The organism is uncultured Mucilaginibacter sp. (genome assembly GCF_903893715.1).
Taxonomy (GTDB): Bacteria; Bacteroidota; Bacteroidia; order Sphingobacteriales; family Sphingobacteriaceae; genus Mucilaginibacter.
Window position 1 is genome coordinate 80,923 of sequence record NZ_CAITNG010000024.1, and the last position, 16,365, is coordinate 97,287.

The following is a 16,365-nucleotide window of genomic DNA, read 5'->3' on the forward strand; positions in this document are numbered from 1 at the left end:
CTTAAATTTCCCCCTTGCACATACCCCGCAATATTTATAATTTAGTTGCGATGGATAATTTTATTGTTTCGGCCCGTAAATACCGCCCGGTTACCTTCGATACCGTTGTGGGCCAGCAACATATCACCAACACGTTAAAAAACGCCATAAAAAATAACCAGCTGGCGCAGGCATTTTTGTTCTGCGGTCCGCGGGGGGTGGGTAAAACCACCTGCGCGCGCATACTGGCCAAAACCATCAACTGCACCAATTTGCAGGCCCATGTGGAAGCCTGCGGCGAGTGCGATTCGTGCAAGGCCTTTGCGCGGGGCAACTCCTTCAATGTGCATGAACTGGATGCGGCATCGAACAATTCGGTCGAAGATATCCGCAGCCTGATAGAACAGGTGCGCATACCGCCCGGTGCCGGCAAATACAAGATATATATTATCGACGAAGTGCACATGCTGTCGCAGGCAGCTTTTAACGCTTTTTTAAAAACGCTGGAAGAACCACCGCCCTACGCCATATTTATACTGGCCACCACCGAAAAACATAAAATACTGCCCACTATATTGTCGCGCTGCCAGATATTCGATTTTAACCGGATACGGGTAGAGGATATGGCCAATCATCTGGCCACCATCGCGCAAAAAGAGGAAATAAAGTACGAGGACGATGGCTTGCACATCATCGCCCAAAAAGCGGATGGCGGCTTGCGTGATGCTTTGAGCATGTTCGACCAGATAGTCAACTTTTCGGGCGGCAACGTAACCTACCGTTCGGTTATCGATAACCTGAATATTTTAGACTACGACTATTACTTTAACGCCACCCAAAGCCTGCTGAACGAGGATACCGCCGCAACGCTGTTGTTGTTTGACGAGATATTGTCGCACGGTTTTGATGGCAGCCACTTTATATCCGGCCTTACCGAGCACTTCCGCAATTTGCTGGTGGGTAAGGATACCGAAACACTGAAACTGCTGGAAGTAAGTGAAGGCATCCGCCGGAAATACCTGGAACAAAGTAAAGCGGCATCGGTATCGTTCCTGCTATCGGCCATGAACATTGCCAACCAGTGCGACCTGAACTATAAGCTAAGCAAAAACCAGCGTTTGCAGGTAGAACTCGCGCTGCTCAAAATGTGCCATATCAGTTCGGCGCTCAGCCTCGCAACCACACCACTTAATACCAACCAGCCCGAAGGGCAGGTAAAAAAAAAACCTGAGCCCGTAATAGTAACCGAGCCCGAAGTACCGTATCATACCACCCAACCCGAACATCCTAAAACAAACGGGGTGCAGATAGCCGAGCAGCCAAAGCCGCAAGCACCGGTGAATGCTGCCGTAGCCGAACCGGTTCAGACACCCAAATTAATTGCATTTGTACCTAATTTAAATATCGCTTCCACTTCGGTAAAAATACCGTCGTTAAAAGATATCGGTAAGGTTATCCAAAAAGAGGAAGAAGAAGACCCTTACATCAGGGGTGTTGATAAGGAACAATTTACCGAAGAAGCTTTTATGGAATGCTGGCACCAATATGCCGCCATCATAAAAAAAGAAGGCAAAATGAATTTGCTGAGCATTTTTACCGCCGACGCGCCAAAAGCCTTGGGAAATTGCTTGTACGAAATTATTGTTACCACCAAAGCTCAGGAGCTGGCCTTTCGCGATGACAAGCATAACCTGCTGAACCACTTACGCACCACGCTCAAAAATTTCGACATCGAAGTGAATACCCGTATTGAGGAGTCGACAGTAGCCAAGCGCCCTTATACCGCTTCCGAAAAATTCCAACATATGGCAACCAAAAACCCCGAACTGGCCGAATTAAGGAAACGGTTTAATTTGGAGCTGGAGTAGGATTACCGCACTCTTCCCGGCATATCATTTTTCGGATATCCTTCCTCATCTAAATCATCCCGGTCATCTTCGGGGGTATGAGCCAGCAAATGGTCTACAATATCGGTCTCCAAATTCTCGCCCTGGTCAATGTGCATACCCAGGTGCGGTGCATCAAGTTCTAACGATTCATCCTTAATGTATTCATCCACAGCCAAGGGGTTAGATTCATCGTAGGTGGATAGCATATCGCCGCCATCTTTCACCGAGGTGTTGTAAGGGTCGGGGTGGTCGTAATCGGGGTTATCGCTTTTTATATCAAACTCATAGCTATCGTCTTCTTTATTGTAGCGTAGGTTTTCGCGGTCCACTTTATCGTTCAGCGAATCGGTGCTGTCGATATATTTAGGTGCTTTGGTTCCGGGGTTGTTTTTTTGCGCGTTCATGGTCTACAGATTTAGTTGCGTAATACTAAGAAAAAACCTTGCCAGAAAAAATGACTAACATTATTAAAACGTTCAAACCCAAAATTATATATTTGCCGCTTGTAAAAATTGAAACACAAGAATAACCCCATATGTCAAAAATTAAAGTAGCTAACCCGGTTGTGGAGCTTGATGGCGACGAAATGACGCGCATCATCTGGAAATTTATTAAAGACAAACTGATCATCCCTTACCTCGACCTCGACATTAAATACTATGACCTGGGCATTGAGTACCGCGATGAAACCAACGACCAGGTTACTATCGACTCGGCAAATGCTATTTTAAAATACGGCGTAGGCATAAAATGTGCTACCATTACTCCTGATGAAGAGCGGGTTAAAGAATTTGGTTTGAAACAAATGTGGAAATCGCCAAACGGAACCATCCGTAACATTTTGGACGGAACGGTTTTCCGCGAGCCTATTGTGATGAGCAATGTGCCCCGTTTGGTGCCCAACTGGACAGCCCCGATCTGCATCGGCCGCCATGCTTTTGGCGACCAGTACCGCGCTACCGATTTTGTAACCAAAGGCAAAGGAAAACTGACCATAACTTTTACGCCTGAAGGCGGCGGTGCCGAACAAAGTTTTGAAGTGTATAACTTTAAGGGCGATGGTGTAGCCATGGCGATGTATAACACCGATGAGTCGATCAAGGGTTTCGCGCATGCCTGCTTTAACCAAGCCTTGATGAAAGGCTGGCCTTTATACTTATCGACCAAAAACACCATCCTAAAAAAATACGATGGTCGTTTTAAAGATATTTTTGAAGAGATATACCAAAACGATTACAAAGCCAAATTCGCGGAAGCTAAAATTACTTATGAGCACCGCTTAATTGACGACATGGTTGCTTCTGCTTTGAAATGGCATGGTAACTTTGTTTGGGCTTGTAAAAACTATGATGGCGACGTACAAAGCGATACCGTAGCGCAAGGTTTTGGTTCGTTGGGTTTAATGACTTCCACATTGGTTACCCCGAACGGTACTGTGATGGAAGCAGAAGCAGCACACGGCACCGTAACCCGCCACTACCGTGAGCACCAGGCTGGCAGGCCAACATCAACCAACCCTATCGCGTCTATCTTCGCGTGGACACGTGGTTTGGAGTTCCGCGGCAAGCTGGACGGTAACCAGGAGTTAATTGACTTTTGCCATGCTTTTGAGCAGGTTTGTATAGAAACCGTTGAAAGCGGCAAAATGACCAAAGACCTGGCCATCACCATTAAACCAAAAGTAGAACACGGTACCGATTACCTGTACACCGAAGAGTTTTTGGAAGCTATTGACGAAAATTTGAAAAAGAAGTTGGGTAAGTAATTAGCCCGGTCTATTAAATATAAAAGGGTCAATTTGCATAGCAAATTGACCCTTTTTTGAATTCTGTCATTGCATCAATGACAGGGTTGTGAGTAGCGAGGCTCTTGCCTCGCGCCAGCGTGTTAGGTAGACTTTGAAAAAAAACATTTGCACACCTGCACATTTTCTCATTTGCACATACTTTCGCCGCCTAAGTACAAAGCCTTCGCCATAATGATGTAAATTATTAAATTTTCGGCTTCCGGTCATGGCAGGTTGCCAGATTATTACCCTAAATTCGTGTAAATCAATTTATACCTATTATGGACAATAACGGATCTCAGCCCCTGGCTGATGTAAGTAAAAACGAGGCCTCATGCCCGTTTCACGGCGGGGCGTTAAAACAAACAGCAGGAGCCGGCACGCGCAACCGCGACTGGTGGCCAAACCAGCTAAAACTGAACATCCTTCGCCAATATTCGGCATTATCCAACCCGATGGACGATGGTTTCAATTATGCTGAGGAGTTTAAAAGCCTTGACCTGGCTGCTTTAAAGAAAGATATTTTCGAATTGATGACCACCTCGCAGGATTGGTGGCCGGCCGATTATGGACATTACGGCCCTTTCTTTATCAGGATGGCCTGGCATAGCGCAGGCACTTACCGCATTGGCGATGGCAGGGGCGGGGCAGGCATGGGTACCCAACGTTTCGCACCGTTGAACAGTTGGCCCGATAATGCCAACCTTGATAAAGCAAGGCTATTACTTTGGCCTATAAAAAAGAAATATGGCAAGAAGATATCCTGGGCCGATTTGATGATCCTGACCGGCAATTGTGCGCTCGAGTCGATGGGTTTTAAAACCTTTGGTTTTGCAGGCGGCCGTGCCGATGTTTGGGAACCTGCCGAAGATATTTACTGGGGCTCGGAAAAAGAATGGCTCGGAGACAACCGTTACACAGGAGACCGTGAATTGGAAAACCCGCTTGGCGCTGTTCAAATGGGTTTGATCTACGTGAACCCCGAAGGGCCTAACGGAAACCCCGACCCGCTTGCCTCGGCACGCGATATCCGCGAAACATTTGGCCGCATGGCCATGAACGATGAAGAAACGGTGGCCCTGATAGCCGGTGGGCATACCTTCGGCAAAACCCATGGCGCTGCCGACCCAAGTAAATATGTGGCAAAGGAACCCGCCGCTGCAGGCATTGAAGAACAAGGCCTGGGCTGGAAAAATAGCTTCGGCACAGGCAATGCCGATGATACCATTACCAGCGGGCTGGAAGGTGCATGGACCACTACGCCCACCAAATGGAGCAATAATTATTTCGAAAACCTTTTTGGTTACGAGTGGGAGTTGACCAAAAGCCCCGCAGGGGCACACCAATGGCAGCCAAAAGGTGGGGCAGGTGCAGGTTTAGTACCCGATGCGCACGACCCGGCAAAGCGCCACGCGCCATTTATGCTGACCACTGATATCGCACTTCGAGCAGACCCTATCTACGAACCGATATCGAGGCGTTTTTATGAAAACCCCGATCAATTTGCCGATGCATTTGCGCGGGCCTGGTTCAAACTGACCCACCGCGATATGGGCCCGCGTGCCCGTTACCTTGGCCCCGAAGTACCTGCCGAAGAATTGATTTGGCAAGACCCTATCCCTGCAGTAACACATAAACTAATTGACGACGAGGATATCGCTGCGCTGAAAGGTAAAACACTGGCATCGGGTCTTTCTGTATCCGAACTTGTATCCACCGCATGGGCTTCAGCATCAACTTTCCGTGGTTCAGATAAACGCGGCGGGGCAAATGGTGCACGCATACGCTTGGCCCCGCAAAAAGACTGGGCTGTGAACAACCCTGCGCAGTTGGCTAAAGTTTTAGGTGTGATCGAAGGCATCCAAAAAGAGTTTAACAATACCGGTAAAACGGTTTCGTTGGCCGATTTGATCGTGTTGGGCGGTAGCGCGGCTATTGAGCAGGCAGCAAAAAATGCGGGGCATGAAATTAAAGTGCCTTTTGTGCCGGGACGTGCCGATGCTTTGCAGGAGCAAACCGATGTTGAATCCTTTGCCGCGCTCGAACCGAAAGCAGATGGCTTCCGTAATTATACAAAAGCGAGGTATTCGATAGGCGCCGAAGAATTATTGATTGATAAGGCACAGCTATTGACCCTGACCGCACCCGAAATGACCGTTCTGGTCGGCGGTATGCGCGCGTTGGACACCAACTTCGACCATTCGCAGCATGGTGTGTTCACCAAACGCCCGGGAACGCTTACCACTGATTTTTTTGTGAACCTGTTGGACCTGAACACAAAGTGGAATAGCACTACCGATGCGCAAGATGTTTTTGAAGGCCGCGACCGTAAAACGGGAGCGGTTAAATGGACCGGTACCCGTGCCGACCTGATCTTTGGGTCCAACTCGGAGCTTCGCGCCCTGGCCGAGGTATATGCCTGCGAGGATGCACAAGAGAAGTTTGTAAACGACTTTATTGCCGCATGGGCCAAAGTGATGAACCTTGACCGTTTCGACCTGACCTGATTTTAAAGTTAGGTTATCGAATTACTAAAGGCGCCCCCTTGCGGGGGCGCCTTTTTGCTGGTGTTATGCCAGCAAAGCATAACTGTCATCAATAAAGCTTTGCAGTTGCCGGGTAGTCAGCGAGCCATCAACTGTAATGGTATTCCAGTGTTTCTTGTTCATGTGGTAGCCTGGTTGTATGGCCGGGTAGCGTTCGCGTTCTTCGATGGCTTTTTCCGGGTCACACTTTACGTTGAAGGTGATAGGGTGTTGGTCCAGGCGGAGCAGCAGGAATATTTTGTTCTTTACTTTAAAAACCAATACCTCGGGGCCAAAGGGCAGTCCTTCTTCGGTGTCGGGTTTGGCAAGGCAATAATCGCGGATGTGTTCTTCGGTCATGGGTTTAAAATTGGTCGTTTTTTTGGATATTCGCAATGTTTTGACGATATTTGTGGTAGGGGGGTGATAAGGCTGCTTACCCGAAAAATTTCTTATTTGTTCTTTTTAAAACACCCATATTTACCCATAGTAGATTATGGAAGATGGAAAAGGTAAGATGGAAGATATGTTTACTATACCCATAATTACCCATGAGGTAGCGTTAGCGGTAGTAGTGGAAAGCCCGGATCCGCTTCTATCAGCGGCGAGGGCTTGCAACGGATAGCGCGGCCCGTTGGCCAACGGGAACGCCCAGGTGAATTTTTTAAAAGTACCCATATTTACCCATATAAGTCAACCACCCGGCAACGTAATCAACCCACTGACTGCCCGCTCCTCACCACTCCCCATATTATCCCTAAATTAAATTTATCTCAACCTATTGTATATCAAAAGATAACTTCCTACCTTTGCAGTCCTTAAAATAAGGACAGAAGTAAATAAACATTTAAAAGGAACAATGCCTACTATTCAACAATTAGTTAGAAAAGGTAGAGTAGCTATGGTTGACAAGAGTAAGTCGCCAGCGTTGGACTCATGTCCACAGCGAAGAGGCGTGTGCACCCGTGTGTACACCACTACCCCTAAAAAACCAAACTCAGCAATGCGTAAAGTTGCGCGTGTGCGTTTAACCAACGGAAAAGAAGTGAATGCTTACATCCCTGGTGAAGGCCACAACTTACAGGAGCACTCGATCGTTTTGATACGTGGTGGCCGTGTTAAGGATTTACCAGGTGTACGTTACCACATCATCCGTGGCGCGTTAGATACTTCGGGCGTAGCCGGTCGTAACCAACGTCGTTCAAAATATGGTACCAAACGCCCTAAACCAGGTCAGGCAGCAGCTCCGGCAGGAAAAGGCGCACCAGCTAAGAAAAAGAAATAATTAAGGAGGATAGATAGCAATGAGAAAGTCAAAACCAAAAAAGAGAATTATCCTTCCTGATCCAAAGTTTAACGATACTTTGGTAACAAGGTTTGTAAACAACATGATGTACGACGGGAAGAAAAGTACCGCCTATACCATATTTTACGATGCTGTTGAACTTGTTGAGAAAAAAACCAGCGAAAGCGGTTTAGATACATGGAAAAAAGCATTGAACAATGTAATGCCTGCCGTTGAAGTAAAGAGCCGCCGTGTTGGTGGTGCAAACTTCCAGGTGCCAACCGAAGTTCGTCCGGAGCGTAAAATTGCTTTGGGTATGAAATGGTTGATCAGCTATGCACGTAAACGTGGCGAAAAAACCATGATGGAAAAATTGGCAGGCGAAATTATTTCGGCTTCCAAAGGTGAAGGTGCAGCGGTGAAGAAGAAAGAAGATACGCACAAAATGGCTGAAGCCAACAAAGCGTTCTCTCACTTCCGTTTCTAATATATTGATTACACCGATTTTTGTTTTTGATTACACTGATTTATATCCAATGTAATTTAAAACCAGAGGTCGGTGTAGTTATTAAACAATCTGTGAAATCATTTTGCTAAATCGGAGAAATCCAAAAAAAAATTAATATGTCAAGAGACTTAAAGTACACCAGGAACATCGGTATTGCTGCCCACATTGATGCGGGTAAAACTACCACTACTGAGCGTATATTATATTATGCAGGTGTTAACCACAAAATTGGCGAGGTGCACGAAGGTGCAGCTACTATGGACTGGATGGCACAAGAGCAGGAGCGTGGTATCACCATCACTTCGGCTGCAACCACTATCGATTGGAAATACCGTGGCCAGCAATACCACATCAATATTATCGATACACCGGGCCACGTGGATTTTACCGTTGAGGTAAATCGCTCGCTGCGCGTATTGGATGGTTTGGTGTTCTTGTTTTCGGCTGTTGACGGTGTTGAACCACAATCGGAAACCAACTGGCGTTTGGCTAACAACTACAACGTTGCCCGTATAGGCTTCGTAAACAAGATGGACCGTAGCGGTGCCGACTTTTTGAAAGTTGTTAAGCAGGTTAAAACCATGTTGGGCAGCAACGCTGTACCATTGCAATTGCCAATTGGTGCCGAAGAAGGCTTTAAAGGTGTTGTGGATTTGATCAACTGGAGGGGTATAGTTTGGAATGAGCATGATAAAGGGATGACCTTTACCGAAGTTCCTATCCCTGCCGATATGATCGAGGAAGCTACCGAGTGGAGGGAAAAATTATTGGAAGCGGTTGCTGATTACGATGAAAGCCTGATGGAGAAATTCTTTGAAGCTCCTGAAACCATTACCGAACGCGAAGTGCTTAACGCATTACGTGCAGCCGTATTGGACGCTAAGATCGTTCCGATGGTATGCGGTTCATCATTCAAAAACAAAGGTGTACAAACCATGTTGGATTATGTGATGGAATTATTGCCATCGCCAATGGATGTTGAAGGCATTGTGGGTACTAACCCCGAAACCGGCGAAGAAGTTGTTCGTCAGCCTTCGGAAAAAGAACCATTTGCAGCTTTGGCATTTAAAATCGCAACCGATCCTTTTGTAGGCCGTTTGTGCTTTATCCGTGTTTATTCAGGTAATCTGGAAGCCGGTTCATACGTTTATAACATGCGTTCTGAAAACAAAGAGCGTATCAGCCGTATATTCCAAATGCACGCTAACAAGCAAAACTCTATCCCTAACGTAGGTGCTGGTGATATTGCTGCGGTAGTTGGCTTTAAGGATATCAAAACAGGCGATACCCTGTGCGATGAGAAACACCCTATTGTATTAGAGTCGATGAATTTCCCTGAGCCGGTTATCGGTTTGGCTATCGAACCTAAAACTCAGGCTGATGTGGATAAATTGGGTATGGCTTTAGCAAAATTGTCTGAAGAAGATCCAACCTTCCGCGTTGCATCTGATGAAGATAGCGGCCAAACCATTATATCAGGTATGGGCGAACTTCACTTAGACATCATCATGGATCGTTTGAAACGTGAGTTTAAAGTTGAAGTTAACCAGGGTGCTCCGCAGGTTGCTTACAAAGAAGCCATCACAGGCCAGGTACAACACCGCGAAACATATAAGAAACAAACCGGTGGCCGTGGTAAATTCGCAGATATACAGGTTATCATTTCGCCGAATGACGAAGGTCAGACAGGTTTACAGTTTGTGAACGAAATCAGCGGTGGTTCAATCCCACGCGAATTTATCCCTTCTGTAGAAAAAGGTTTCAAAGCCGCTATGGACAATGGTGTATTAGCAGGTTATCCTTTGGTGGATATGAAAGTTCGTTTAATTGACGGATCTTTCCACGCTGTCGATTCGGACGCGTTATCTTTCGAGATATGTGCCCGTGGTGCTTACCGCGAAGCATTGCCAAGGTGTAAACCGGTATTGCTTGAGCCAATCATGAAGATCGAGATATTGACCCCTGAAGAAAATATGGGTGATGTTATCGGTGATATGAACCGTCGTCGTGGACAGTTGTTAGGTATGGACTCGCGCGCAGGTGCACAGGTTATCAAAGCAACTGTACCGTTGAGCGAGATGTTTGGTTATGTAACCCAGTTACGTACCATCACCAGCGGCCGTGCAACTTCAACCATGGAGTTTGATCACTATGCTGAGGCACCACGCAACGTACAGGAAGAAGTAATAGCAAAAGCTAAAGGCAAAAAAGCTGCAGCGAACGCATAATAAAATGTGCGAGTGTGCAGATGAGTAAATGTGCAAATGCACGCCAACTCATTTGCACATTTGCACATATTCAAATTTGCAAATTAAATAGAAACCGGGAACCGTAACTAATAGCTCTTACGGCAACCATAAAACAAAAACAACATGAGCCAAAGAATCAGGATCAAATTAAAATCGTACGATTACAACCTGGTAGACAAGTCTGCCGAAAAGATCGTAAAAACAGTAAAACCTACGGGTGCTGTGGTAAGCGGACCAATCCCTTTGCCAACTGAAAAGAAAATCTTCACCGTTTTGCGTTCACCGCACGTGAACAAAAAAGCACGTGAGCAATTTCAATTATGCTCTTACAAACGTTTGTTAGACATCTACAGTTCAAATTCAAAAACTGTTGACGCGCTGATGAAATTAGAGTTGCCAAGTGGCGTTGAAGTTGAGATCAAAGTTTAGTTAGCCGCGATTTTAACCAGAAATAAAAAAGCCGTTTTCCGAAAGGAGAGCGGCTTTTTGTTTAATTGTATTTCTTGCCTCTTGATTCTGGGCTCTTACCCTTTATTTCTTCCCCATCAACTCATCGAGCTTATTGCGCTCGGTTTGCAATTCGCGGGCCAGTTTCTTTTCCTTGTCGTTTGCTTTGGCTTTGTAGGCTCTAAACTCTTCGGTCAGTTCATCGTATAATTGGGTGCGGTATGCGGCTTGTTGTTTGTTGCTGCCCGAGCTGTAAATAACGTATGCCAGCGATGCGCCCAAAACCAAAACCAGTCCCCACATTATCGTGCTGAACAATGTTTTTGACATCGGCACACCAAAGAAACTGATCTGTGATGACTCTTGGGTGCTAACGGTTAGCTGGTCTTTGGTGCTTGTGGTCAGTTTGGCAAGCGAATCAGCCTGCAGTGCAATTTTCGTCTGGGCGTCTTTTAATTTGCGTTTGGTGGCGTTCAGGGTATCCATCACACTTTTGTGGTAAGCTTCCAACATGGTTACGTGGTAGGTGTAGGTATGTTGCAGCAAATAGTTGTATTGCCCGGCAAGGCTGTTATCGGCGGGTGGAGGTGGAAGTACCGGTTGCGTATTTAGAGGGGTTTGACCGGACGGCGCTGTTGTTACAGGTTTTACCGGTATTTGCGCAACCGGTTTACTGTATACTTTTTTTACAACAGGAACCTGTTTTGTTGTACTGTCCTGGCTGTAACTGTTTATGCCCGTTACGATAAGGCCTACAGCTGTAAAAAAAGATAACCATACTTTGTTGTTCATAAACGGGGAAATTGGCGTTTTTGTGTAAGTAAAATTAGCATAAAAATCCAAATACTAAATGTAGAAGTAAATATCGTACCACCTACCTATATTAGCGCCATGAATATCGGGATAATTGGACTGGGCGATATGGGTCGTTTATACGCCAAAGCTTTTGCAAAAGTTGGCTATACCGTTTGCGGCTGCGACCTGCCTGCTAACAAGGCCAAATTGATGGAGGAACTGAAGCCATTGGGCATTACCGTTTATGACGACGGGCACCAGGTATCGGCAAAAGCCGACTTGCTCATTTACTCGGTTGAAGCCGAAATGATTGGCAAGGTTGTAGCGCAATACGGTGCATCAGCTAAGCCGGGAACCATAGTTGCCGGTCAAACCTCAGTAAAGCATCCCGAGATAGAAGCCTTTGAAAAATACCTGCCTGCCGATGTATTCATTGTAACCATACATGCGCTACACGGTCCTGGTTTTGAGCCCGACAAGCAAAAAATGGCCATTATCCCACATCGCAGCAATGCCAAAGTGTACCAGAGGATGATGGACGTCTTTACCGCCTTAGGGTCGGATATTGTAGAGATTGCCGACTACCACGAACACGATAAGATAGTTGCCGATACTCAAGCGGTTACCCACGTTGGTTTTGAGAGTATGGGCACCGCCTGGAAAGAAGCCGGGTTTTTCCCCTGGGAAAACGCTTCTTATATCGGTGGCATTGATAATGTGAAGATTTTGACCACGCTACGCATTTTTAGCTATAAAGCGCACGTTTATGCCGGTTTGGCTATTTTGAATCCTTACGCGCGCCAGCAGGTAAAGCGCTACGCGGTTTCGGAATCGGAATTGTTCAAACTGATGATAAAGGAAGAGGAAAAAGACTTCCGCGAACGAATATATAAGGCCCGCGACTTTGTTTTTCACGAAAGCCGCAAACCAATATTATTAAATGATGCCGTGATGCGGGAGTTTTCCTTATCGGGGAAAGCCGAACTGCGTAAACCCAACTCGCACTTAAGTTTATTGAGCATGGTTGATGCCTGGTACCACTTGGGTGTAAACCCGTATGATAACCTGATCTGCCAGACACCGCCATTTCGCCTGAGGCTGGGCATAGCCGAGTATCTTTTCAAGAATGAAGAGCTGCTCGAAGAATCCATCGAAGCTGCCCTGTATGATAAAACCATCCGTGGCGACGACCTGGAATTTCACTCCGCCGTGCGCGAATGGTCGTCCATCATCATCTATGGTGATATGAAAGGCTACAAAGAACACTTTAACCAGGTGAAAAATTTCTTCGGCGACAGGCTGGAGCAAGGCAAGCAACAAAGCGCCGAGTTAATTAGACGGTTGATGGAATAGAGACGTTTTGTTTTGGAATTAAATTTGATATATATTTGGATATGCAAGTTTCAGAGATACAACTATTTCAAATTCTAAAGGAAAAGCTTGGGGAAAAAGAAGCTCAAAACTTAATTGAATTTGTTGAAACCAAAGTTGAAAAAGAGTTCGATTCCAAAAAGGACTCTTTAGCCACAAAAGAAGACTTGGCTAATGTGCGTAGCGATGTCATCAAATGGATGTTCATATTTTGGGTAGGCCAATTAGCTGCTATGATAGCTATTGCTAAACTGATTCATGTTTAACAGGCGGCTATAACTATTTTATCACAGCAGATTTGTACGTTGAACATCTGCATATTTTTTTGGAAACTTCTCATCGTTTGGAAATTTCTTATTGTGCCCCAAACAACGTCCACTCATAAGCTTTCATGTCCCTCAGGTATTTGCTTTGGTATTGGTACTCTGGGTGCAGTTTAAAATATGGTGCAGCAATAAAGTCCATGCCATCGGGGTGGCCCATGTGTGCCCATAGTTGCATATTGGCAGCTAATGCAGCAGTGGTTACCTTACTTTGCACCGCACCCATCGGGAAGAATGGCGGCTCGTCCCACTCAGGGCAGCCATGCGGGTCCTCGTCAACGTGGCCGCTAATAACGCAGCGGTTGCTGGCTTCTTTGTTTTGCAGGGCATCGTATCGGTCGCCTTCTATTTTTTTGCCGGTCTCTATATCGAGCTTTCCTTTAAACTGCTCAATCAATTGTAATAAACGCACTTTACGTGCATTTGGCGAGTTGGTTTTATCATCTACCTTAAAGGTGGTTTCTTCTTTTATCAGTTTAGGGTCGCTGGGGAAGTTGGAACCAATAATAGCGGTATCTTTTGAGCGCCACACGCGGTAATCTTTTAATCCTAACTCTAACCTCGCCACTTCGTTGGTCTTGGTATCGCCAATCAGCCAATCGTTGGCGTAGCCGCCGTTATTGTCGGTGGTCATTATCTTTACTACATCATCAACGCTGTTACTGTATTGCGCCGCTTTGCGGGCACGCATAAACTCGGCGGTTTTGGTGGTGTCAAAACCTTTAAAACCGGTAATAGTGGTTTCGGTTATCAACAGCCCGTTTTTGGTAATCACAAAGTCGTCGCCGCTGTGTATAAAACCGGGCAGGCAGTCCATTAATATATGGTTGCCCTTTTCGGGGACGATATCGGCAATCACGTTCCAACGTTCACCTACTATATAGTCGGTCCAGTTATTATGGCCGATGATGATCTTGCCATCCTTGGTATAACTGCCCGTCGCGATAAAAGCACTGCAATTGCCGGGTGCCTTGTTATCACCGCTGCCGGGTTTTATTTTGTTCATCAAAGTAGGCACATAATATTGCGAAAGCTCTATATAAGCATTCAAGGCAGTAACATCCAGGCTATCATATTTCATGCCTTGTGCCTGCAGTCCTTCGCTGATGCCTTTTATTTCGGCTTTATATTCGGGGTCAAGTTTTTTCCATATAAAGTCGGAAGCTGATTTGCGGTAAAACGCCCAGTCTTTTTTGCTGGCATAGGGCATATAGTAGTTCATGATCTTCATCAGCGTATCTATCTCTTTGGACAGTAAGTAGCCGTGTTGGTACCCGATATCGGCAGGGGAGCCCTGCAGGTGCACATATATCCATCCGCCTTTTTCACTTCTGGACGAGCCGGCAAGGCGATCGTGGGTTTTAGGGGTCTCTTTACAACCAAATAATAAAAACAAGCTGGTGCACAGCAAGATACCGAAAATCGTGTTTTTCATGATTTTTAAATAATAAGTTCAGTTGATGTGTTGTTACGGTTTTAAAAATACTGAAATAAGTTTTAAAAAGAGAAAAAACGGGTGCATTTTACAATCGGCAAATAATTATAAAAATAACTATCTAACTATTTGAAAGTTAATATAAGTTTCCTATCTTTGCCGTCCCTTAGCGGGGAAAAACTGCCTTGAACGAAGCCCTACTGCTTCGATGGGCAAAAAACTAAAAAGAAAATGTCAGGAATAATTGGTAAAAAAGTAGGTATGACCAGCATATTCGACGAGACAGGGAAAAATATCCCATGTACTGTGATCGAAGCTGGACCATGTGTTGTAACACATGTTAAGTCTGTGGATACAGACGGTTACGCTGCTGTTCAGTTAGCGTATGGTGAAAAGAAGGAGAAAAACACTTCTGGCCCATTGAATGGCCACTTCCAAAAAGCCGGTACTACTCCAAAACGTAAGCTTGTTGAATTCAAAAGTTTTGAAGACGAAAAATCTCTTGGTGACACTGTTACTGTAGATATTTTTGAAACAGGTGATTTTGTGGATGTTGTAGGTACCTCTAAAGGTAAGGGTTTTCAGGGTGTTGTTAAACGTCATGGTTTTGCCGGTGTAGGTATGCAAACTCACGGTCAGCACAATCGTTTAAGGGCACCGGGTTCATTAGGAGCTTCTTCATGGCCTTCGCGTGTATTTAAAGGTATGCGTATGGCAGGTCAAACCGGTAACAGCCGCGTTAAGGTTCAAAACCTTCAGGTTGTTAAGGTGTATCCGGAGCAAAATTTGTTAGTTGTTAAGGGTTCCATCCCAGGAGCTAAGGGTTCATTTGTAATTGTGGATAAATAAGATGGAAGTTAAAGTATTAAATGTATCAGGTAAAGAAACAGGTGCAAGTTTGCATCTACCTGAGTCGGTATTTGGTATTGAGCCCAACGATCACGCAATTTATTTGGACGTTAAGCAATATTTAGCTAACCAGCGCCAGGGAACTCACAAATCAAAACAACGTAACGAGATTGCAGGTTCGACCCGCAAATTGTACAAACAAAAAGGTACAGGCGGTGCCCGTGCAGGTAGTATTAAGTCTCCTTTGTTTAATGGTGGTGGCCGTGTATTTGGTCCGCAACCACGCGACTATAGCTTTAAGCTGAACAAGAAGTTGAAATCGCTTGCCCGCAAATCTGCTTTATCATACAAAGCACAAGATAACAATGTAGTAGTTTTAGAGGACTTCACTTTCGAAGCTGTTAAAACTAAAAGCTATATCGATTTTGTAGCCGCGCTTAACTTAACAGACGAAAAAACTTTGTTAGTGTTAGCAGCAGCAGATAATAATATTTATTTATCAAGCAGGAACCTCAAAAAGGCGAAAGTAATTACTGCCGACCAGTTGAGCACATATGATGTGCTGAACGCAGGCAAGTTATTATTGACCACCGGTTCTGTTAAAACTTTGGAGGAAGCATTAGCTAAGTAATCATGGAAGTATTAAAGAAACCCTTACTTACAGAAAAGGTATCTCAATTAACCGAGAAGCTTAACCGCTATGCTTTTATTGTTGACCCACGCGCCAACAAGATCCAGATCAAAGGAGCAATTGAGACCATGTATGGTATAAATGTAGTTGCAGTAAACACCATGCGCTACGTTGGAAAGTTGAAGAGCCGCAATACTAAAGCCGGACCGGTATCGGGCCGCGCCGCAAAGTATAAAAAAGCGATCATCACATTAAAAGATGGTGAAACTATTGACTTTTATAGCACAATATAG

Annotated in this window: 17 protein-coding genes; 13 read left to right on the top strand and 4 right to left on the bottom strand. The window is 45.4% G+C overall.

Going from position 1 to position 16,365, the window contains the following annotated elements; genetic code table 11:
• Positions 1–50 precede the first annotated feature (50 nt).
• Positions 51–1,847 (top strand): DNA polymerase III subunit gamma/tau, encoded by a 1,797-nt coding sequence (locus QZX97_RS03000; protein ID WP_295653499.1) that lies wholly within the window; start codon positions 51–53, stop codon positions 1,845–1,847.
• A 2-nt stretch (positions 1,848–1,849) separates the two neighbouring features.
• Here QZX97_RS03000 and QZX97_RS03005 read toward each other — a convergent pair whose 3' ends face one another.
• On the bottom strand, positions 1,850–2,272 hold the full coding sequence (locus QZX97_RS03005; RefSeq protein ID WP_295653500.1) for a hypothetical protein: 423 nt from the start codon (positions 2,270–2,272) through the stop codon (positions 1,850–1,852).
• A gap of 131 nt (positions 2,273–2,403) precedes the next feature.
• Between QZX97_RS03005 and QZX97_RS03010 the strand changes: the two genes are divergently transcribed.
• Together QZX97_RS03010 and katG are read left to right on the top strand one after the other, a co-directional pair.
• Positions 2,404–3,633, top strand: coding sequence for an NADP-dependent isocitrate dehydrogenase (locus tag QZX97_RS03010; protein ID WP_295653502.1), 1,230 nt, complete (start codon positions 2,404–2,406; stop codon positions 3,631–3,633).
• Positions 3,634–3,935: 302 nt separating this feature from the next.
• Positions 3,936–6,161 (top strand): catalase/peroxidase HPI, encoded by a 2,226-nt coding sequence (katG, locus tag QZX97_RS03015; protein WP_295664155.1) that lies wholly within the window; start codon positions 3,936–3,938, stop codon positions 6,159–6,161.
• A 63-nt stretch (positions 6,162–6,224) separates the two neighbouring features.
• On the opposite strand, the gene QZX97_RS03020 is transcribed toward katG, so the two are convergent.
• On the bottom strand, positions 6,225–6,539 hold the full coding sequence (locus QZX97_RS03020; RefSeq protein WP_295664158.1) for an MmcQ/YjbR family DNA-binding protein: 315 nt from the start codon (positions 6,537–6,539) through the stop codon (positions 6,225–6,227).
• A 136-nt stretch (positions 6,540–6,675) separates the two neighbouring features.
• Here QZX97_RS03020 and QZX97_RS03025 point away from each other — a divergent pair, with 136 nt between their 5' ends.
• The 5 genes from QZX97_RS03025 to rpsJ all read left to right on the top strand — a co-directional run bounded on the left by QZX97_RS03025 (position 6,676) and on the right by rpsJ (position 10,650).
• Positions 6,676–6,804, top strand: a complete 129-nt coding sequence (locus QZX97_RS03025) for a hypothetical protein (protein ID WP_295653509.1) — start codon at positions 6,676–6,678, stop codon at positions 6,802–6,804.
• A gap of 234 nt (positions 6,805–7,038) precedes the next feature.
• Positions 7,039–7,464 carry a 30S ribosomal protein S12 gene (gene rpsL / locus QZX97_RS03030; RefSeq protein ID WP_295653511.1) on the top strand — a complete coding sequence of 142 codons (426 nt, stop codon included), beginning with the start codon at positions 7,039–7,041 and terminating at the stop codon, positions 7,462–7,464.
• Between the two features lie 19 nt (positions 7,465–7,483).
• Positions 7,484–7,951 (top strand): 30S ribosomal protein S7, encoded by a 468-nt coding sequence (rpsG, locus tag QZX97_RS03035; RefSeq protein WP_295653513.1) that lies wholly within the window; start codon positions 7,484–7,486, stop codon positions 7,949–7,951.
• A 137-nt stretch (positions 7,952–8,088) separates the two neighbouring features.
• The gene (gene fusA, locus QZX97_RS03040; RefSeq protein WP_295664161.1) at positions 8,089–10,200 is read left to right on the top strand and encodes an elongation factor G; all 2,112 of its coding nucleotides are present in this window, start codon (positions 8,089–8,091) and stop codon (positions 10,198–10,200) included.
• A 144-nt stretch (positions 10,201–10,344) separates the two neighbouring features.
• Positions 10,345–10,650, top strand: a complete 306-nt coding sequence (gene rpsJ, locus QZX97_RS03045; protein ID WP_040627320.1) for a 30S ribosomal protein S10 — start codon at positions 10,345–10,347, stop codon at positions 10,648–10,650.
• Between the two features lie 102 nt (positions 10,651–10,752).
• Here rpsJ and QZX97_RS03050 read toward each other — a convergent pair whose 3' ends face one another.
• Entirely contained in the window at positions 10,753–11,460 is a 708-nt protein-coding gene (locus QZX97_RS03050; RefSeq protein ID WP_295653519.1) for a hypothetical protein, read from the bottom strand.
• Between the two features lie 90 nt (positions 11,461–11,550).
• Between QZX97_RS03050 and QZX97_RS03055 the strand changes: the two genes are divergently transcribed.
• Together QZX97_RS03055 and QZX97_RS03060 are read left to right on the top strand one after the other, a co-directional pair.
• Complete coding sequence (locus QZX97_RS03055; protein ID WP_363151857.1) at positions 11,551–12,816, top strand: prephenate dehydrogenase; 1,266 nt, start codon at positions 11,551–11,553, stop codon at positions 12,814–12,816.
• 41 nt (positions 12,817–12,857) lie between these two features.
• Positions 12,858–13,100, top strand: coding sequence for a hypothetical protein (locus QZX97_RS03060; RefSeq protein WP_295653520.1), 243 nt, complete (start codon positions 12,858–12,860; stop codon positions 13,098–13,100).
• Between the two features lie 88 nt (positions 13,101–13,188).
• Here QZX97_RS03060 and QZX97_RS03065 read toward each other — a convergent pair whose 3' ends face one another.
• Entirely contained in the window at positions 13,189–14,592 is a 1,404-nt protein-coding gene (locus tag QZX97_RS03065) for a C45 family peptidase (RefSeq protein WP_295653522.1), read from the bottom strand.
• Positions 14,593–14,823: 231 nt separating this feature from the next.
• Here QZX97_RS03065 and rplC point away from each other — a divergent pair, with 231 nt between their 5' ends.
• From rplC to rplW, 3 genes are read left to right on the top strand one after another with little or no spacing between them, the layout of a single operon-like run.
• Positions 14,824–15,441 (top strand): 50S ribosomal protein L3, encoded by a 618-nt coding sequence (gene rplC / locus QZX97_RS03070; RefSeq protein WP_295653525.1) that lies wholly within the window; start codon positions 14,824–14,826, stop codon positions 15,439–15,441.
• 1 nt (position 15,442) lies between these two features.
• Positions 15,443–16,072 (top strand): 50S ribosomal protein L4, encoded by a 630-nt coding sequence (gene rplD, locus QZX97_RS03075; RefSeq protein ID WP_295653526.1) that lies wholly within the window; start codon positions 15,443–15,445, stop codon positions 16,070–16,072.
• A 2-nt stretch (positions 16,073–16,074) separates the two neighbouring features.
• On the top strand, positions 16,075–16,365 hold the full coding sequence (gene rplW / locus QZX97_RS03080) for a 50S ribosomal protein L23 (protein ID WP_295653528.1): 291 nt from the start codon (positions 16,075–16,077) through the stop codon (positions 16,363–16,365).